General features: G+C 71.2%; 18 protein-coding genes and 1 tRNA gene. 16 read left to right on the top strand and 3 right to left on the bottom strand.

Going from position 1 to position 18,198, the window contains the following annotated elements; all coding sequences use genetic code 11:
* Positions 1–31 precede the first annotated feature (31 nt).
* The 6 genes from E0W78_RS12655 (at position 32) to proB (ending at position 7,337) form a co-directional block, all read left to right on the top strand.
* Positions 32–826, top strand: a complete 795-nt coding sequence (locus E0W78_RS12655) for a TIGR03936 family radical SAM-associated protein (RefSeq protein ID WP_347559449.1) — start codon at positions 32–34, stop codon at positions 824–826.
* Between the two features lie 159 nt (positions 827–985).
* Positions 986–3,862: an Rne/Rng family ribonuclease gene (locus tag E0W78_RS12650; protein WP_347559448.1), complete on the top strand. Its 2,877-nt coding sequence runs from the start codon at positions 986–988 to the stop codon at positions 3,860–3,862.
* Positions 3,863–3,958: 96 nt separating this feature from the next.
* Positions 3,959–4,267 (top strand): 50S ribosomal protein L21, encoded by a 309-nt coding sequence (gene rplU / locus E0W78_RS12645; RefSeq protein ID WP_131404347.1) that lies wholly within the window; start codon positions 3,959–3,961, stop codon positions 4,265–4,267.
* Positions 4,268–4,278: 11 nt separating this feature from the next.
* Positions 4,279–4,536, top strand: coding sequence for a 50S ribosomal protein L27 (gene rpmA, locus E0W78_RS12640; protein ID WP_019146080.1), 258 nt, complete (start codon positions 4,279–4,281; stop codon positions 4,534–4,536).
* Between the two features lie 90 nt (positions 4,537–4,626).
* On the top strand, positions 4,627–6,246 hold the full coding sequence (gene obgE, locus E0W78_RS12635) for a GTPase ObgE (protein ID WP_207392752.1): 1,620 nt from the start codon (positions 4,627–4,629) through the stop codon (positions 6,244–6,246).
* Positions 6,243–7,337 (top strand): glutamate 5-kinase, encoded by a 1,095-nt coding sequence (gene proB / locus E0W78_RS12630; RefSeq protein WP_131404312.1) that lies wholly within the window; start codon positions 6,243–6,245, stop codon positions 7,335–7,337. Before obgE ends, proB begins: the two co-directional genes overlap by 4 nt.
* Here the strand turns inward: proB and E0W78_RS12625 are convergent.
* The gene (locus E0W78_RS12625; RefSeq protein ID WP_131404311.1) at positions 7,334–8,368 is read right to left on the bottom strand and encodes an FUSC family protein; all 1,035 of its coding nucleotides are present in this window, start codon (positions 8,366–8,368) and stop codon (positions 7,334–7,336) included. The two genes, proB and E0W78_RS12625, sit on opposite strands and share 4 nt — an antisense overlap.
* Positions 8,369–8,423: 55 nt before the next feature.
* On the opposite strand from E0W78_RS12625, the gene E0W78_RS12620 reads away from it, so the two are divergent.
* The gene (locus E0W78_RS12620; protein WP_207392751.1) at positions 8,424–9,671 is read left to right on the top strand and encodes a glutamate-5-semialdehyde dehydrogenase; all 1,248 of its coding nucleotides are present in this window, start codon (positions 8,424–8,426) and stop codon (positions 9,669–9,671) included.
* Here E0W78_RS12620 and E0W78_RS12615 read toward each other — a convergent pair.
* Positions 9,668–10,366: an alpha/beta fold hydrolase gene (locus tag E0W78_RS12615; protein WP_131404309.1), complete on the bottom strand. Its 699-nt coding sequence runs from the start codon at positions 10,364–10,366 to the stop codon at positions 9,668–9,670. The two genes, E0W78_RS12620 and E0W78_RS12615, sit on opposite strands and share 4 nt — an antisense overlap.
* A gap of 94 nt (positions 10,367–10,460) precedes the next feature.
* On the opposite strand from E0W78_RS12615, the gene E0W78_RS16610 reads away from it, so the two are divergent.
* The 5 genes from E0W78_RS16610 (at position 10,461) to E0W78_RS12595 (ending at position 12,371) form a co-directional block, all read left to right on the top strand.
* A complete protein-coding gene (locus E0W78_RS16610; protein WP_165570502.1) occupies positions 10,461–10,613 on the top strand; it encodes a hypothetical protein in 153 nt (50 codons plus the stop codon).
* A 25-nt stretch (positions 10,614–10,638) separates the two neighbouring features.
* Entirely contained in the window at positions 10,639–11,247 is a 609-nt protein-coding gene (gene nadD / locus E0W78_RS12610) for a nicotinate-nucleotide adenylyltransferase (RefSeq protein ID WP_278249438.1), read from the top strand.
* Positions 11,244–11,597 carry a ribosome silencing factor gene (gene rsfS / locus E0W78_RS12605; RefSeq protein WP_131404308.1) on the top strand — a complete coding sequence of 118 codons (354 nt, stop codon included), beginning with the start codon at positions 11,244–11,246 and terminating at the stop codon, positions 11,595–11,597. The genes nadD and rsfS overlap by 4 nt, the downstream gene beginning before the upstream one ends.
* The gene (locus E0W78_RS12600; protein ID WP_165570501.1) at positions 11,594–12,274 is read left to right on the top strand and encodes a histidine phosphatase family protein; all 681 of its coding nucleotides are present in this window, start codon (positions 11,594–11,596) and stop codon (positions 12,272–12,274) included. The genes rsfS and E0W78_RS12600 overlap by 4 nt, the downstream gene beginning before the upstream one ends.
* A 21-nt stretch (positions 12,275–12,295) precedes the next feature.
* Positions 12,296–12,371: transfer RNA gene (locus tag E0W78_RS12595), tRNA-Ala, on the top strand.
* Between the two features lie 671 nt (positions 12,372–13,042).
* On the opposite strand, the gene E0W78_RS16605 is transcribed toward E0W78_RS12595, so the two are convergent.
* Entirely contained in the window at positions 13,043–13,204 is a 162-nt protein-coding gene (locus E0W78_RS16605; RefSeq protein WP_165570500.1) for a hypothetical protein, read from the bottom strand.
* 299 nt (positions 13,205–13,503) lie between these two features.
* Between E0W78_RS16605 and E0W78_RS12590 the strand changes: the two genes are divergently transcribed.
* The 4 genes from E0W78_RS12590 to E0W78_RS12575 all read left to right on the top strand — a co-directional run bounded on the left by E0W78_RS12590 (position 13,504) and on the right by E0W78_RS12575 (position 18,191).
* The gene (locus tag E0W78_RS12590; RefSeq protein ID WP_165570506.1) at positions 13,504–15,321 is read left to right on the top strand and encodes a P-loop NTPase fold protein; all 1,818 of its coding nucleotides are present in this window, start codon (positions 13,504–13,506) and stop codon (positions 15,319–15,321) included.
* A 343-nt stretch (positions 15,322–15,664) separates the two neighbouring features.
* Entirely contained in the window at positions 15,665–16,123 is a 459-nt protein-coding gene (locus E0W78_RS16885) for a hypothetical protein (RefSeq protein WP_242686343.1), read from the top strand.
* Positions 16,120–17,412, top strand: a complete 1,293-nt coding sequence (locus E0W78_RS12580) for a hypothetical protein (protein WP_131404305.1) — start codon at positions 16,120–16,122, stop codon at positions 17,410–17,412. Before E0W78_RS16885 ends, E0W78_RS12580 begins: the two co-directional genes overlap by 4 nt.
* Positions 17,409–18,191 (top strand): TatD family hydrolase, encoded by a 783-nt coding sequence (locus E0W78_RS12575; protein WP_131404304.1) that lies wholly within the window; start codon positions 17,409–17,411, stop codon positions 18,189–18,191. The genes E0W78_RS12580 and E0W78_RS12575 overlap by 4 nt, the downstream gene beginning before the upstream one ends.
* Positions 18,192–18,198 lie beyond the last annotated feature (7 nt).

Here is an 18,198-nt window from a genome sequence, read left to right as displayed (position 1 = left end):
CACCTCGCCGGGCCTGGCTAGGCTCGTGCGGGTGAGCGAGAACCCCGAGCCGCGCCCCGCGGTGGTGCCCGACCCCGGCCTGCCGAACCCCGAGGCGCCCAACCCGCAGCTCCCGGTGCTGCAGAAGCTGCGCATCCAGTACGCCAAGCGCGGCCGCCTGCGCTTCACCAGCCACCGCGACTTCGGCCGGGCCTTCGAGCGGGCCATCCGGCGCGCCCGCATCCCCATCGCGCACTCCCACGGCTTCACGCCGCACCCCAAGATCTCCTACGCCAACGCCTCGCCGACCGGTGCGGCCAGCGAGGCCGAGTACCTCGAGATCGGCCTCACGCAGCGGCTCGACCCCGCTGACGTCCAGCGGCGGCTGGACGCCTCGCTGCCCGACGGCCTGGACGTCGTGGCGGTCGTCGAGGCCGGCGCGGGCTCGCTGGCCGACCGGCTGGAGGCCAGCCGCTGGGAGCTGTCGCTGCTCGGCGTCGACCCCGTCGTCGCCGCGCAGGCGGTGGCCACGTTCCTCGCCCAGTCGTCCGTCGAGGTCGAGCGGATGACCAAGCGCGGGCCCCGTGTCTTCGACTGCCGGGCCGCCGTCGTGAGCCTGGCGGTGCGATCGGAGGGCGCCGGGGAGCAGCCCTGTGCGATACTGGACCTGGTCGTGCGGCACGGCACCCCGTCCGTGCGACCGGACGACGTACTCGCCGGACTCCGCAGCAGCGGAGGCCTCGAGGTCGCGCAGGCGCCGCTGGCGAACCGCGTGGCCCAGGGCCCGCTCGACGCCGAGACCGGCACGGTCGGCGACCCGCTCGCCCTCGACCGCGACGCGCCCTGACCGGCGCTGCCCGCGGCGGCGGTGGAATCGCCTCGTGACAGGCCACGTACGTCACCACGTCCCACCGGGGCGTGGCACGACAGGCTTCCGGTCCGTTCGCGGACCCAGACACGGCCCTGTGCGGCGTCCTCGCGGCGCGCCGGGGTGAAGGAGAGCACCGTGCTCGACGACAACGACATCCAGGCCGACGGCACCGAGCAGGAGAAGAAGGGCACCAGCCGCCGCGCGGCCGGTCGCCCCGCGGGTCCGCCCGCGGCCCTGTTCTCGGCCGCCGAGGCGCCCGCCGCGCCGAAGGCCGCGCGCCGCCCGGCCCGCAAGAAGGCCGCCGAGCCCGCCGCCGAGGCCACCGAGACCGAGGTCGTCGCCCCGGCCGACGAGGCCCCGGCCAAGAAGGCTCCGGCCAAGCGCACCCGCAAGGCTCCGGCCAAGAAGGCCGCCGAGGGGAGCGCCGACCAGCCGACGCTCGAGGGCACCGGCCCGCAGGACGACGCCGTGACCGAGCCGGTCGACGCCGCCGACAGCTCGCTCCCGCAGGACGAGACCACCGACGAGGACGACGCGACCGAGATCGCCGAGCCCGCCAGCACCGTGCCCGCGTTCTCCGCCGGCGTCCTGTTCCAGCCGCCGCCGGCCGCGGCCGCGCCCCCGCGCCGCAAGCCCGCCCCGGTCGAGGAGGTCGAGGACGAGGACGACGCCGCCGACGAGCAGCCGTCCGACGAGTCCACCACCGACGCGACCGACGACGAGGCCACCGCCGACGCCCAGGACTCCGCCGAGGGCGACGACGACCGTGAGGACGGTGCCCCGCGCCGCCGTCGCCGCAGCCGCGGCGGCCGCCGCCGCCGTCGCAGCAGCGACGAGGACTCCGACGAGAGCGACGACGAGTCCGGCGACGACGAGAGCACCGACGACGCCGACGACGAGTCCGCCGAGTCCGAGGGCGGCAGCTCGTCCTCCTCGACCCGCCGTCGTCGCAAGCGCAGCCGTTCGGGCGGATCGTCCAACGCCTCGTCCGACGACCCCGAGGACACCGTCGTCAAGGTCCGCGAGGGTCGTTCCGACGAGATCACCGCGGTCACCGGCTCGACCCGCCTGGAGGCCAAGAAGCAGCGCCGCCGCGAGGGCCGCGAGGCCGGACGCCGTCGCGCGCCGATCGTGTCCGAGGCCGAGTTCCTCGCCCGCCGTGAGGCGGTCAAGCGCGAGATGGTCGTGCGCCAGCGCCAGGACTTCACCCAGATCGCCGTCCTCGAGGACGACGTCCTGGTCGAGCACTACGTCGCGCGCGAGTCGCAGACGTCCCTCATCGGCAACGTGTACCTCGGCCGCGTCCAGAACGTGCTGCCGAGCATGGAGGCCGCGTTCGTCGACATCGGCAAGGGCCGCAACGCCGTCCTGTACGCCGGCGAGGTCGACTGGAGCGCGCTGGGCAACGGCAAGCCGCGCAAGATCGAGGAGGTCCTCGAGCCCGGCCAGACCGTCCTGGTGCAGGTCAGCAAGGACCCGGTCGGGCAGAAGGGCGCCCGGCTCACCAGCCAGGTCAGCCTGCCCGGACGCTTCCTGGTCTACGTGCCCGGCGGCCACACCAGCGGCATCTCGCGCAAGCTACCCGACACCGAGCGGGCCCGGCTCAAGGCGCTGCTCAAGGAGGTCCTGCCCGCCGAGGCCGGCGTCATCGTGCGCACCGCCGCCGAGGGCGCGACCGAGGACCAGCTGACCCGCGACGTGCAGGCGCTGACCGCCCGCTGGTCCGACATCGAGGCCAAGGTCGCCGACGGCAAGGCCCCGCAGCTGCTCTACGCGGAGCCCGACCTGACGATCAAGGTCGTCCGCGACCTGTTCAACGAGGACTTCTCCAAGCTCGTCGTCGAGGGCGACGACGCCTGGGACATGCTCTCGGCGTACGTCGAGCACGTGGCTCCCGACCTCGCCGACCGCATCGAGCGGTGGGACGACGCCGAGCGCGACGCGTTCTCGGCGCACCGCATCGACGAGCAGATCGCCAAGGCGCTCGACCGCAAGGTCCACCTGCCCTCCGGCGGATCGCTGATCATCGACCGCACCGAGGCCATGACCGTGGTCGACGTCAACACCGGCAAGTTCACCGGCTCGGGCGGCAACCTCGAGGAGACGGTCACCCGCAACAACCTCGAGGCCGCCGAGGAGATCGTCCGCCAGCTGCGCCTGCGCGACATCGGCGGCATCGTCGTGGTCGACTTCATCGACATGGTGCTGGAGAGCAACCGCGACCTCGTGCTGCGCCGCATGGTGGAGTGCCTGGGCCGCGACCGCACCCGCCACCAGGTCGCCGAGGTCACCTCCCTCGGCCTGGTCCAGATGACGCGCAAGCGCATCGGCACCGGTCTGGTCGAGGCGTTCAGCACCGAGTGCGAGCACTGCAAGGGCCGCGGCCTGATGATCCACGAGCACCCGGTCGAGCCCAAGAACGGCGACGACGGCGGCAACCGCCGCGGACGCCGCGGCCGGGGCCGCAAGGGCGGCGACGAGCCGCGCAAGGACGAGTCCGCGTCCGAGAAGCAGGTCTACGACGAGACGCGCACCTACCAGGGTCCGCGGCTGAAGCTGCACGACGAGGACCAGCCGGCCGACGAGGCCGAGGAGACCACCGAGGCGCCCGTGGAGGCGGAGGCCGCTCCGGAGGCCGCTGAGGCCGCGTCGGCCGCCGACCAGCCCCAGGACGCCCCCGAGGTCGTCGTGCCGCCCGTGCCGGCGGAGCGGCAGCCCGAGCCCGTCGAGGAGCCCGCGCAGGCCGAGCCCGTCGAGGTCGAGTCCGCGCCCGTCGAGGAGCCGGAGCAGCCGCAGGCCGCCCCGGCGGTCGAGGACGCGCAGCCCGAGCCGGCGTCCGAGCCGGCTACGGACGAGCCCGTCCGCACGGGTCCGGTCGTCTCGGCCCCGGTGCGCAGCACGTCGCGTCCGCGCCGTCGCTCGTCCAGCCGGTCGGCCGGAGCGCCCAAGCCGATCACGCTCCCGGAGACTGTGACGGACCCCGTTTTGACCGACGAGGGCACCGATCAGTAGACTTGACCCTCGGTGCGCCTTTCGCAGCACCGTCCTCGCGAGCCCGGCTCCGCCGGACCGCGACCTGAACGCTTTGACACAGTGAGGAATCCCGTGGTGTACGCAATCGTGCGCAGTGGCGGCGGCCAGCAGAAGGTCTCCGTCGGTGACGTCATCGAGATCGACAAGGTCCGCGCGTCCGAGGGCGACACCCTGACGCTGCCCGCCGTGCTGCTGGTCGACGGCGACGCCGTCACGTCGGACGCTGACGCGCTCGCCAAGCTGACCGTGACGGCCGAGGTCCTCGGTGGCACCAAGGGCCCGAAGATCATCATCCAGAAGTACAAGAACAAGACCGGCTACAAGAAGCGCCAGGGTCACCGTCAGAAGTACACCCAGGTGAAGATCACCGGGATCGAGAAGTAGGGGCTTAGAAGATGGCACACAAGAAGGGCGCCGCCTCCACCAAGAACGGCCGCGACTCCAATGCCCAGCGCCTCGGCGTGAAGCGCTTCGGCGGCCAGGTCGTCAGCGCCGGTGAGATCATCGTCCGCCAGCGCGGCACGCACTTCCACCCCGGCACCAACGTCGGCCGTGGTGGCGACGACACGCTGTTCGCCCTCGCCGCCGGTGCGGTCGAGTTCGGCTCGCGTCGCGGCCGCAAGGTCGTCAACATCGTCCCGTCGGAGCTCTAGTCCGGCGCACGTGACCTCGGAAGGGGCAGTCCGCACCACGCGGGCTGCCTCTTTCCTTTTCCCACCCCCTTTCGTTCGAGGAGCTCAGTCGTGGCCATCCCCACGTTCGTGGACCGCGTGACGTTGCACGTCGCCGCCGGTGCGGGCGGCAACGGCATCGCGTCCGTCCACCGAGAGAAGTTCAAGCCGCTCGGTGGTCCTGACGGCGGCAACGGCGGCCACGGCGGCAGCGTCATCCTGCGCGTCACCCAGGACGTCACGACGCTGGTCGACTACCACCACGAGCCGCACCGTCGCGCCGGTCGCGGCGGGCACGGCGCGGGCAGCAACCGGTCGGGCGCCAACGGCGACGACCTGGTGCTGAACGTCCCCGACGGCACGGTGGTCTCGACGCAGGACGGCGAGGTGCTCGCCGACCTCGTGGGCGTCGGCACCGAGATGGTCATCGCGGCCGGCGGTCGCGGAGGCCTGGGCAACGCCGCCCTGGCCTCGAGCAAGCGCCGGGCGCCGGGCTTCGCCCTCATGGGCGAGCCGGGCGAGGAGCGCACGATCGTCCTCGAGCTCAAGGTCGTCGCCGACATCGGCCTGGTCGGCTTCCCGTCGGCGGGCAAGTCGAGCCTCATCGCTGCCCTCTCGCGGGCCCGGCCGAAGATCGCCGACTACCCGTTCACGACGCTGGTGCCCAACCTCGGCGTCGTCACGGCCGGCTCCACCACGTTCACCGTCGCCGACGTGCCCGGCCTCATCGAGGGCGCGAGCGAGGGACGCGGCCTGGGCCACGACTTCCTGCGCCACGTGGAGCGCTGCGCGGCGCTCGTCCACGTCATCGACTGCGCCACGGTCGAGCCCGGCCGCGACCCGCTGACCGACCTGGACGTCATCGAGCGCGAGCTGTCGCGCTACGGCGGCCTCGAGGACCGTCCGCGGCTGGTCGCGCTCAACAAGACCGACGTCCCCGACGCCGCCGAGATCGCCGGCTTCGTGCGCGACGACCTGGTCGCTCGTGGCCTGCGCGTCTTCGAGGTCTCCGCGGCCAGCCACCAGGGCCTGCGCGAGCTGTCGTTCGCCATGGCCGCGATCGTCGAGGCCGAGCGGGCCAAGAAGCCGCAGGTCGAGGCGACCCGCATCGTGCTGCGTCCGCAGGCCGAGGCCGGCGTAGGCGACGAGTTCACGATCGAGCACAAGGGCGGGCAGTGGCTCGTCCGCGGCGAGAAGCCGACCCGCTGGGTGCGCCAGACCGACTTCGGGAACGACGAGGCCGTCGGCTTCCTGGCCGACCGGCTCAACCGCCTGGGCGTCGAGCAGCGTCTGCTCGAGCTGGGCGCCGAGGCGGGCGACGACGTCGTCATCGGCGAGGAGGCGAACGCGGTCGTCTTCGACTTCGACCCGCAGAACGTCGCCGGCGCCGAGCTGCTCGGCCGTCGCGGCGAGGACCTGCGCCTCGACCCCGCGACCCGGCGCACCAACCGGGAGCGCCGCGAGGAGCTGCTGGCCCGCCGGGCCTGGGAGATCGCCGCCCGCGACGCGCGCGAGCGCGGCGAGGAGCCGCCCGAGTACGTCAGCCCGTTCGCGGACGACGAGGACGCCGACGGTGAGCAGGCGTCCTCGGACGACTGGTCGACCTTCGACGAGTACGACGGCGTCCAGGTCTTCGAGATCGGCGACGACGAGGACGAGGTGGACGCCGAGCAGGGAGACGACCAGCGGTGAGCCGCGTCGTCGTCAAGGTGGGGTCGTCGTCGCTGACGACCGTCGACGGGGGACTGGACCCGGAGCGGCTCAACGCGCTCGTCGACACCCTCGCCGAGGCGACGCTGCGCGGCGACGAGGTGGTCCTGGTGAGCTCGGGCGCCATCGCCGCGGGCCTCGCCCCGCTGGGCCTGGCCGCCCGGCCGCGTGACCTGGCCACCCAGCAGGCGGCGGCCAGCGTCGGCCAGGGCCGTCTCGTGGCGCGCTACACCGCCCGCTTCGCCCAGCACGGGCTCACCACGGGCCAGGTGCTGCTCACGGTCGAGGACGTCACCCGGCGTGGCCGCTACCGCAACGCGTACCAGACCTTCGCCAAGCTGCTCGAGCTCGGCGCGGTGCCGGTGGTCAACGAGAACGACACCGTGGCGACGAGCGAGATCCGGTTCGGCGACAACGACCGACTGGCCGCGCTGGTGGCGCACCTGGTGCACGCCGACCGGCTGCTGCTGCTCTCCGACGTCGACGCCCTGTACGACGGCCCGCCGTCGCGTCCGGGCGCTCGGCGCATCCCCGAGGTGCGCTCGTTCAACGAGCTGGGGGGCATCGACGTCACGCGGCCCAGCGAGTCGAAGGTCGGCACCGGCGGCATGGTGACCAAGCTCGAGGCGGCGCGCATCGCCACGACCGCCGGCATCGCCGTCACGCTCACCGACGCCCGCCGGGCCGACGCGGCGCTGCGCGGCGAGGACGTCGGCACCCGCTTCCACCCCACTGGCCGGCGTCGTCCCACGCGCCTGCTGTGGCTGGCGCACGCGAGCGAGACGCAGGGCGCGCTGCACCTGGACGACGGCGCGGTGCGCGCCATCACCGAGCGGCAGGCGTCGCTGCTGGCCGCCGGCGTCACGCGGGTGACCGGCTCGTTCGGTGCCGGCGACCCGGTCGACCTCGTCGACCCGTCCGGCCACGTGGTGGCCCGCGGGCTGGTCGGCTTCGACAGCGACGACGTCCCCGCGATGCTGGGTCGCTCGACCCCGCAGATCGTCGACGAGCTCGGCGCCGAGTACGAGCGTGAGCTCGTCCATCGCGACGACCTCGTCGTCCTGCTGCCCTAGGCCCGGCGCCGGCGCGCCAGCAGCGCCGCGGCCACGACCACCAGGGTGCCGACGCCGGCCCCCAGCACGGTGTCGACGACCCGGTCGCCGACCAGCTCCGCGGTCGTGCTCGGAGCGGCCAGGTGCACCATCAGCAGCGCCAGGGGAGTGACGGCCACGAGGGCGAGCGCGTAGTTGCGCCCCACGAGCAGCTCGGCGACCACCTGCAGCGCGATCGCCAGCACGATCGAGACCAGCGCCGACGGCTCGAGCGCCAGCAGCCCGGCCGCGACCACGACACCGGCGAGGGTGCCGACCGACCGCTGCACGGCCCGCGACACGCGCGCCCCGGCCGTCGGTCCGGACGTCGCCGCGGCGGCACCCACCGCCGCCCAGTAGGCGTGCCCGAGGTCGAGCGCGGTGGCCAGGACGGCCGCCGTCCCCACCGCGAGCGCGGTGACGGCCACGTCCGTGCGGGTGCGTCGGGACGCGAGGGTGCCGCGCAGGTCGACGCCCCACGGCTCCGGCCGGTGCGGTCCGTGCAGCAGCCCCACACGTCCGACCACCAGGGCCAGGACGGCCGTGGCGGCGCTGACCAGCACCGCCAGGACGACGTCGTGCGCGGTGCTCGGGTGGGCCGACGTGGCGCCGACCGCGAAGACCGGGAACAGCGCACCGGGCGGGTGCCAGGCGCAGGCCCGCGACACGACGGGAGCGAGGGCCGCGACCAGCACCATCGCGGCCACCGACAGCCACGCCCGGTGCTCGCTGGTGCCGACGGCGGTGCCGAGCCCCACCGCCGCGACGAGCACGACGCCCGCCGTGGCCTGCATCGCGGTGCGCGAGCGGTGGCTGTGGGTGCGCCCGTACAGCGCGGTGAACGCCCCGAACGTCGCGGCGAGGGCGAGGTCGAGACGGTCGACCGCCCACAGCAGCACCAGCGGCACGGCCAGCGTGAGGCCGGCCCGCAGCGCGACCCAGTGGGCGTCCGCGTGGGGGCCGAAGGCGACCAGGTCGCGCCCGAGCTGGCGGAACCGGTCGGGGAGGGGCACCCGTCGATGCTACGGCGGCGACCGCGAGGCGGCGCGGCTGCCTAGAATGCGGGCCATGGACGACCTCGTGCACGACCTGGCCCGCCGCTCCCGCGTGGCCGCCCGCGCGCTCGCCGCGACGAGCGGCGCCGTGAAGGACCGGGCGCTCACCGCGATGGCCGATCTGCTGGTCGAGCGCTCCGACGACGTGCTCGCCGCCAACGCCCAGGACGTCGAGGCGGCGCGGGCGTCCGGCACCGCCCAGCACCTCGTCGACCGGCTGACCCTCGACGCGTCCCGGGTCGCCGCGATGGCCGACGGCCTGCGCACCGTCGTGGCGCTCCCCGACCCGGTCGGGGAGGTCGTGCGCGGCTCCACGCTGCCCAACGGCCTGCAGCTGCGCCAGGTGCGCGTGCCGCTCGGCGTCATCGGGATCATCTACGAGGCGCGGCCCAACGTCACCGCCGACGCGGCCGCCATCTGCGCCAAGTCCGGCAACGCGGTGCTGCTGCGGGGCTCGGGCTCGGCGGCGCGCTCCAACGCGGCCATCGTCGCGGTGCTGCGCGAGGCGGCCGAGCGTGCCGGGCTGCCCGCCGACGTCGTGCAGCTCGTCCCGGCCGACGACCGCTCCACGGCGCGGGCGCTCATGCAGGCCCGTGGGCTTGTCGACCTGGTCATCCCGCGCGGGGGAGCGGGACTCATCCGCGAGGTCGTCGACAACGCCACCGTGCCGACGATCGAGACCGGCGCCGGCAACGTCCACGTGTACGTCGACGCGGACGCCGACCTCGACATGGCCATGGACATCGTCCTGAACTCCAAGACCCATCGCACGAGCGTCTGCAACAGCGCCGAGTCCCTGCTCGTGCACAAGGCCGTCGCCGACGCCTTCGTGCCCCGCGTGGTGAAGGCGCTGCGCGAGCGCGACGTGCTGGTGCACGGCGACGCCGCCTTCGCCGCCGTCGACCCGGCCGTCGTGCCCGTCACCGACGACGACTTCGACACCGAGTTCCTGGCGCTCGAGATCTCCGCCCGCGTGGTCGACAGCCTCGACGACGCGCTGGACCACGTCCGGCGCTACTCGACCGGCCACACCGAGGCGATCGTCACGTCGTCGATGGAGGCGGCCCAGCGGTTCACGCTGGGCGTCGACGCGGCCGCGGTCATGGTCAACGCCTCGACCCGCTTCACCGACGGCGGCGAGTTCGGCTTCGGCGCCGAGATCGGCATCTCCACGCAGAAGCTGCACGCGCGGGGCCCGATGGGCCTGCCCGAGATGACGACCACCACCTACGTCGTCACCGGCACCGGGCAGATCCGCTAGACCAGCTCGCGCACCGCGCGGTCGAGCACCGCGGTCAGCGCGTCCGGGGCCGCGAGGGCGGCGCAGTGACCGGACCGGACGACGTCCGGATCGCTGATGCCCAGCCGCTCGGCCGCGACCCGGCGCTGCACGGCGGGCGGGACGAACCGGTCCAGCGCCGTCACGACGTAGCGGGCCGGCACCCGGGACGCGTCCGGACCCGGCCACGGCGTCTCGGCCAGCGCGCTGCTCGTCGGGCGCTCGCGGGCCATCGCCAGACGCGCGAGCACGCGGGGCACGTCGGGGTAGTAGACGACCATCGGGTCGGCGTGCCCGGTGAGGCCGCCGTCCTGGCGCGCGGCGTCGGCCACGGCACCGGCCCAGCCGACCGCGTCGAACCAGTCGATCGGGGTCTCGCCCGCGCGCGGCACCAGGCCCGCGACGTGGACCTGCAGCACCGCGGACGTCCGCGCGGCGACGAGCGGCACGACCATCGACCCGGCCGAGTGACCGACGACGACCACGCCGCCCGTGACCGGCACCGCGTCGAGGGCCCGCACGACGGCGTCGGCGCAGTCGTCCCAGGTCGCGTCCTCGCGGTCGGTCGGCAGGTCGGGGGCGACGGAGACGTGGCCGCGCGCCTGCAGCACCCGCTGCACCCGGTGCCAGGCCCACCCGCCGTCACCGGAGCCGTGGACCAGCGCGAACGTCGCCATGTCCCATCGTGCGCCCGGGGCGGGTCCGGGCGCCAGACCCGGAGACCGCTGGCGGACGGCGGTCACGTCGGGGGCGTGGGATAGCATCGGGGCCATGTCGTCGTCCCTGATCACGCACGCCGCCGAGACCGCCGAGCACTCCGGCGGCGGCATCGACCCCGTCGTCGTCGCCATCCTGGCGCTCGCCATCCTGTTCGGCCTGCTGCTCGCCCTGCTGAGCTTCGGCAAGGGCCGCGAACACTCCTGATGTCGCCGGACGCGACGAGGCACGCGTGAGCGGGCGCCGCGCCCGCATCGGGGTGATGGGCGGCACGTTCGACCCCATCCACCACGGCCACCTCGTCGCCGCGAGCGAGGTGCAGTCATGGTTCGACCTGGACCAGGTCGTCTTCGTGCCCACGGGCCAGCCGTGGCAGAAGAGCGACCGTCAGGTCTCGCCGGCCGAGCACCGCTACCTCATGACCGTCATCGCGACGGCCGCCAACCCGCGCTTCCAGGTGAGCCGGGTCGACATCGACCGGGCCGGTCCGACGTACACGATCGACACCCTGACCGACCTGCAGAAGCAGCTGCCGGACGCCGACCTGTACTTCATCACCGGTGCGGACGCGATGGCGCAGATCCTCACCTGGCGCGACCACGACGGGCTGTTCGACCTGGCCCACTTCGTCGGCGTCACGCGTCCGGGCCACGAGCTCGACGCCGCCGCCATCGAGAGCTTCCCGCACGACCGCGTCACCCTCGTCGAGGTCCCCGCCCTCGCCATCTCGTCCACCGACTGCCGCCAGCGCGCCGAGCGCGGGCAGCCCGTCTGGTACCTCGTGCCCGACGGCGTCGTGCAGTACATCCAGAAGCACCAGCTCTACGGAGACCACACATGACCGCCACCGACCGTGCCCTCGAGCTGACCCGCGCCGCCGCGGCCGCCGCCGTCGAGAAGGGCGCCACCGACGTCGTCGCCCTCGACGTCTCCGAGCAGCTCGTCATCACCGACGTCTTCCTCGTCTGCTCGGGCTCCAACCAGCCGCAGATCCGCGCCGTCCAGGACGCCGTGGAGGAGGCGCTGCTCAAGCTCGGCGCCAAGCCCGTGCGGCGTGAGGGCGCCCGCGAAGGGCGCTGGGTGCTGCTCGACTTCGCCGACGTCGTCGTGCACGTCCAGCACACCGAGGAGCGGGCCTTCTACTCGCTCGAGCGCCTCTGGGGCGACTGCCCCACCGTGCCGCTGTCGTGAACAAGCGGATCGTCCTGTGGCGCCACGGGCGCACCGAGTGGAACGTCCTCGGTCGCGTCCAGGGCCAGACCGACGTGCCGCTCGACGACGAGGGACGCCGTCAGGCGCGCGTCGCCGCGCCCCGGCTGGCCGACCTGTTGCCCGCGCGCGTCATCTCCTCCGACCTCGACCGGGCCCGCTCGACCGCGCAGGCGCTCGTCGACCTCGTCGACGTGGAGCTGGAGATCGACCCGCGCCTGCGTGAGGTCAGCTTCGGCGAGCGCGAGGGCATGACGCTCAAGCAGGCGTGGTCGCGCTGGCCCGAGGAGATGCGCGGCATGTTCGAGAACACCGGGTTGCGCATCCCCGGCGCCGAGACGTACGAGGAGGCGGGGGAGCGCGTCGCCACGGCGCTGCGCGAGCTCGCCGACTCGCTGGACGACGGCGAGACCGCCGTCGTCGTCTCGCACGGTGCGTCGATCCGCACCGGTGCGTGCGCGTTCGTCGGGCTGCCGGCCGGCTACTGGCAGGTGTTCAGCGGCCTGAGCAACTGCGCCAGCGTGTACCTCGAGGAGCGCTACGCCGGGCCTGGTCGCACCTGGCGGATCCAGGAGTGGAACTCCTGGACGCCGCCCGAGCCGGTCATGTCCGACGACGAGCGGGACCCCGATTTGGGGGAGTCCGGAGGCGTCGGGTAGAGTTCCATCTCGGTTGATCGCGGGGCATTGGCGCAGTTGGTAGCGCGCTTCCATGGCATGGAAGAGGTCAGGGGTTCGAATCCCCTATGCTCCACCACCGGGTTCACATTGGAACCCACGACATCGCTAGTGCCGAGATTGCTGACAGAACCGCCGGGCTCGTTTGGGCCTGGCGGTTCTTTCGTTTCCGGCCGACGGCTGAGTTCGACCGTCTGCCGGCTGGACTGGAGCGTTTCGGCGAAGACGCTGCGCTCACCGTGGACCTCTGGTGTGTCGTCGACTCATCCGGGTTGACGTCGACTTAGATGCGGCTGAACCACACCTGGTCGAACCGGCGGCGGTCGGGATCAGTGCGCTGCTGGTACGTCGGCGCAGGGTCGGATGAGATCCAGCACCGCCTCGAGCGTCGCGTGGGTGTCGATCCCGGCTCGTTCCAGCTCCTCGAGTTCACCCTCAAGGGAGCCCAACTGTCGGGCCAGCTGCTTCCTGCTTCTCGCGGGCGATGTCCGCGGGCACGAGGCCCTCCATGGCGTTCTCGGCCCACTTGTAGCGATCCCGTCGGGCCCGCGGCTCTGGCTGTAGAGCATGCGTGAGCCGCAGGTGCCGCGATACAGGCAGCCGGCGAGGTGATGCGGGTGCTTGCGCTCCCGGTTCCCAGCCGCACGGTTGCCCGCCAGCCGCTCCTGGACGGCCCGAAAAAGGCCCTCGTCGATGATCGCCTGGTGGGTGCCGGGGTACTCGACGTCGCGCCAGGTGACGTAGCCGGCGTTAGCGGAAAATGAGCATCCAGTGGACCTGACTCCGCTGGAGCGGGCGTTCGGTCTGTTTCGGGGTCGCCGCGATCGTCAGCCGGGCTCCGAGCAGTTCGGTGATGCGGCTGAGGGTCATGTCCGGGTCGCTGGCGTACTCCTCGAAGGGCGACAGGGTCACCGCGACTGACCTCACATATCCAGAGGTGTACAACGCGTGGGTGTAATAGTCTCGAGTCCGAGTTCAAGGTTGGCTGTTTCTGTCGGGTCTCGTCGGTGGCTGATCGACGCCCCAGGGGAGGGTGGCGAGATGACGCTTGAGAAGGATCCTGCCGGGTGGTTCGCTGAGAGACCCGACTGGCGAGCCCACCGCGATGAACCCATTGATGCGTCGGTGGCTGAGGCGGCGTGGTCGTGACGGGTGCTGGCCATGGTTCGCTCTGGTCTGACGAGCCCTCGGCTCGCGATCTCCTGTCGTTCATGGCGGTCGCCGAGACCGTCGCGGACGCGGTCCTTGACGAGAGCCTGGATCCGATTGCGCTAGGCCTGTCCGGTTCGTGGGGAAGCGGCAAGACGAGCGTTCTCGAGTTGGTGAAGCAGGAGGTTCAAGGGCGCGCCGAGGCAGCGGACACGAAAGTCCTGGTCGTTTCGACGCAACCCTGGAGCTATGACCCGGCAGTCGGCCCCAAAGAGAGCCTCATCGCTGAGGTGCTCGACGCCCTCAAGGGCGAGATTGACCCCTCGACGGGTGAGGAAGCCAGGAACCTGCTGCTCAAGCTCGCCAAGCGTGTGAAGTGGGCCAAAGCCATGAAGATGGCGGCACTCACCTCGATCACGCTCCAACTGCCGAAGGTTGAGGACGTCCTCGATCTAGTGAACGAGGAGCCGACCGACGGCGAGACCGAGCCGACCGAGCGCGGCCTTGCACGGTTCCGCGACGAGTTCGCGGAGCTGCTTGAGTCCGACGGCCTGGCGCACATCTCGCGCGTCGTGGTGCTCGTCGACGACCTGGATCGCTGCCTTCCCGAAACGGTCGTGGAGACGCTCGAGGCCATCCGCCTGTTCCTCTCGGCGAAGGGCATGTCGTTCGTGATCGCCGCCGACGAGGACCGCGTTGCCGATGCGATCCAGCAGCGGCTCGGAACGCCAGAAAACGAGCGTGGCAATGGTGAAACGCCCGCCGAGCTCTACCTGCACAAGATCGTCCAGACGACGATCCCGATCCCGGCGTTGAGCCAGTTCGACACCCAGGCATACCTCTTCCTGCTCCTTGCCGAAGGCAGCCTCGAACCCGTCTCGTTTGAGGCCCTCGTTGACTCCACGGCGCAGCTCCGTTTGAAAGCCGGCTCGCTGGATGACGTGGCCCTCCCGGATGACGTGGATCTGACCGGAGAGCTCGCCACGGCCTCGCGTCTGACGCCGATGCTCTACGAGAGGTTCCGCGGCAACCCACGCCGCATCAAGCGCTTCTTGAATGACCTGCACGTGCGGCAGTCCGTTGCCTCGCGCCGCGGCATCTCGCTGGCTTCCGACGCCGTCGCCAAGCTCATGATGCTCGAGCGCCTCCTTGAGGATGACTTCAAGACCGTCCTGGACTGGCTCGCGCAGACGAAGCTCCGCGACCAGCTCCAGGCACTCGATCGCGCCGCGAACGAGGCGCCTCCCGCCGACGTGCCAGAGGCCGAGGAGCCTGCAGACGAGACGCCGAAGAAGAAGGCGCGCTCGAAGGCTTCATCGATGGACACAGAGCCTGCGGCGGATGAGCAGCAGTTCTCCGATTCTCTGATCCGGTGGGCCAGGCTGCCGCCACAGCTCGATGCGTCGGACATAAGCGGGTATCTCTACCTGGCTGCATCCTTCGCCGGCATCGAGTTGGTGAGCGATTCACTCCCGCAGCGTCTGCGTGACATTGCCAGCGCGCTGACTTCTAGCGTTCAGGTCGATCGCACGGCAATCACCGACGACGCGCTTCGGGCCATATCACCTGCCGACAGCAAGGTTCTGGTCGGACACCTGGGCCGACTGACTCGCGACCAGCCCACGCTGCAGGAGTACTCAGTGCCGGGCATCCTCCGCCTCACGGGAACGCACCCTGGAACGGAAGCGGCGACAGTCGCAGCGCTCAAGTTGCTGCCGCCGGGTGAGGTAAGGGTGGGCACTGTTATGCGGCTCAAACCGGAGACTCCTGAAGCGTTCGAAGCGGTACTCGCTGCCTGGGATGTCGGCTCGGCCTCGAGCCCGGTGCGCAACACCATCAGGGAAGTACGCGAGCACTGGGGCCGCACCCATGGGAACTAGCGGAGCGTTCGGCGGGAGCGGCAGCAAGGACGCCAAGGATCTGCGCAATTTGATCGCTGACTGGCTGAATGACGTACCGCCGGCTGCACCCGCCGCGCCGGACGGCGGAGGGGATGCGGCACCTCCTGGTCAGCCAGTTGTTGCGCCCAACGTCGATCTGCGCCCGGCCATCCGAATCATCTCCGGCGGTGGCCGCGGGGGCGACGGACCTGGTGCTGGCGGAGGCGGGGCTCGCGGCGGCGGCAGCGGGTCCGGCGGGCGGTCGGGCGGCGGTGCCAGTCGCTCATCAAGCCGTACCTCACGTGCGGCCGGTCGAGCCGGAGCCCTTGCCCGTGCCTACGCCGTGGGGGACCGGGCAACCCTCGAGCAGGCGGGCCTCAACTACAGCGAGCTGCAGGCGCTCGGCAGCGTGGTTGCCATCGGTACGCGCATCGTCGAGGCAGCTTTCGACAGCCGTTCTGACAGCACCATCGCCGACGACGAGTCGCGCGAGACGATCGCCAAGGTCGTTGAGTGGATCCTCGAGAGTTCGCCGGACCAGACCCCGACGCCCGACGACATCGTCCGCCGATCGATTGAACTCATGATCACCGACGTCACGCTCACCGAGGTCGGTCACACGATCCGCGCAGAGCCCTCACGTGAGAAACGGGCGGAGGCCGAGCAGGAGATCCGTTACGCGGCCGAGGTCTACGCCAGCCAGGTGACGCTGAACTCTACCGGTCCTACAGAGCAGGAGATCGCCGCGGCGATTCAGGGCGGCATCGACCAGTTGAGCCGTATCTTCGGGGACGGCGAATGACCACCTTCCTGCTGACCACTGACGAGGCTACTGCCGATGCGGGGGGCTTCGACGAGGTCCTGCTCTGGAGCAAGTCGTCATCGAACAGCACGTTCGGTGGACCACTCGACGAGCATCTCAGCTCGTTCGGCCTCGTGGGCGCAGGGAACATCGACTTCGTCCGACTCGCCCTCGGGGTCTTCTCTGCGGACCGTTCGGTACGACGCCAGGGCGGCGGCTCCGACTGGAACGCCCGTGACATCGACCTGACCGTCGAGGTCAACAATCCCGACGCCTGGAGGGCACAGGCCGAAGAACTGGCCTCCGTGGTCGGCTTCCTTACTGGTGACCGGTGGACCTTCCGGTTCGCGCAGGCTGCCCCGAGTGCGATCGAGCAGCTCGCACTTGAGGACCCCACCCCTGGGCGAACGGTCCTGCTCAGCGGCGGCGCCGACTCCGCAGCAGGTGCGCTAACGGCGGCGCTTGAGCTAGCGGCCGGATCGACCCTGCAGCTGGTCTCGCACTTCAGCGCGCCGTCGATCTCGCCGTTCCAGAAGGACCTCGTTGCTCGAATCCGTGCCCTCGCTCCTGGGCGACCGATCGTCCATCGGCGGGTCGCCCTCAACCGGAACTCGAAGCGCCTCAATGGCACGGCGTTTCCAACCGAGCCCTCAAGCCGGTCACGCTCGCTGCTGTTCCTCGCTCTGGGGCTGGCCGCGGCGGAGCAGTCGGGCGGCGCTCTCTACATCCCCGAGAACGGGTTCGCCTCGCTCAATCCTCCGCTCGGACCGGAGCGCCGTGGGGCGCTCTCGACCCATACGACGCATCCTCGCTTCCTTGTCGAGTTGCAGGACGTGCTCATCAAGGTCGGGGCTCATGGCCTGATCGAGAATCCCTTCCAGTCACTCACCAAAGGCGAGATGTTCTCCAACCTCGCCTCCCTGGTAGGTGCGGACGAGACGTCGAGCTACCTCAGCGCCTCCAACTCCTGCGCTCACACGGACGCGCGCTTCAAGGGTGCATCCCCTGGCGCCTCCTGCGGGGTCTGCTTCGGGTGCATCGTCCGTCGCGCGTCATTTCATGCCGGCGGCGTGGAGGACGCCACGGAATACCTCGCGACCGACCCAGCGAATCGGTACGCCGAGTTCGTCCAGCAGAAGTCGATCGTCGAGGCGATGCGCGACTTCGTGGCCGAGGATCCGAAGTCGCACCTCGTCATGAAGATGTCGCTTCCAGCCAACTACCCGCCGGATCAGGCCCTCGACCTCTGCAGGCGTGGTGTCGCTGAACTGAGGGCCTTCCTCGCATGAGTCGCGAGCTGCCACCACTCGATCTGCACGCCCACATCGACGTAGGTGTGGGTGCCCGTGACCTCGAGTCCCTCGGCGCGGTCGTGTTCGTTGCCACCCGCACGTTGGAGAAGTCGGCTGCCGCGCTGACGCGCTCCGATGCGGTCACGATCTGGGGGGTTGGCTGCCATCCGGGCGTCCCGGCTGCCCAGGACCGATTCGACGTCGAATTGTTTCGCTACCAGTTGGCACAGACGGCGTTCATCAGCGAGGTGGGCTTAGACGGTGGGTCGAAGGTGCCCATGGATCGACAGGTCGAGGTATTTACCGAGATCCTGGGGCTCGTCGCCCAAGCGCCGCGGATCGTCTCGGTGCACAGTGCTCGGGCGACGACAAGAACACTCGACGTCATCGAGCAGACAGGCGCCCGCGGCGTCATTCTGCACTGGTGGCTCGGCAGCGACCGCGAGACCAAGCGCGCCATCGACCTCGGCTGCTTCTTCTCAGTCAACCCCAGCATGGACCCGCGGAGGTTGGCCACAGCTGGAGTCCCTCTGGAGCGGCTGCTGCCAGAGACGGATCACCCGAGTGGCAATCGTCGCGGGGCGTCCATGAAACAGCCCGGCTGGACCAGCGATGTCGAAGCCAGTGTTGCCAGGGCCTATGGGCTGCCCGAGCAGGCCGTCCGCCGTCAGTTCTGGAAGACGCTGGCCGCCCTCGTCGACGCGCTCGACGTTGAGTGGCTACTCCCGCCGGTCGTATGCGCAATGCTCGACGCTGCCCGTCGGAGCGGGGAGTAGCTCATGG

The organism is Aeromicrobium sp. IC_218 (genome assembly GCF_004336805.1).
Taxonomy (GTDB): Bacteria; Actinomycetota; Actinomycetes; order Propionibacteriales; family Nocardioidaceae; genus Aeromicrobium.
This window is presented reverse-complemented; position numbering and strand designations above follow the sequence as displayed.

Excerpts from the sequence above, each read along its gene's own strand:
- rpmA (WP_019146080.1), top strand. The coding sequence starts at position 4,279 with ATGGCACACAAGAAGGGCGCCGCCTCCACCAAGAACGGCCGCGACTCC.
- E0W78_RS12620 (WP_207392751.1), top strand. The coding sequence starts at position 8,424 with ATGGACGACCTCGTGCACGACCTGGCCCGCCGCTCCCGCGTGGCCGCC.
- E0W78_RS12615 (WP_131404309.1), bottom strand. The coding sequence starts at position 10,366 with ATGGCGACGTTCGCGCTGGTCCACGGCTCCGGTGACGGCGGGTGGGCC.
- E0W78_RS16610 (WP_165570502.1), top strand. The coding sequence starts at position 10,461 with ATGTCGTCGTCCCTGATCACGCACGCCGCCGAGACCGCCGAGCACTCC.
- rsfS (WP_131404308.1), top strand. The coding sequence starts at position 11,244 with ATGACCGCCACCGACCGTGCCCTCGAGCTGACCCGCGCCGCCGCGGCC.
- E0W78_RS12590 (WP_165570506.1), top strand. The coding sequence starts at position 13,504 with ATGGCGGTCGCCGAGACCGTCGCGGACGCGGTCCTTGACGAGAGCCTG.
- E0W78_RS12580 (WP_131404305.1), top strand. The coding sequence starts at position 16,120 with ATGACCACCTTCCTGCTGACCACTGACGAGGCTACTGCCGATGCGGGG.
- E0W78_RS12575 (WP_131404304.1), top strand. The coding sequence starts at position 17,409 with ATGAGTCGCGAGCTGCCACCACTCGATCTGCACGCCCACATCGACGTA.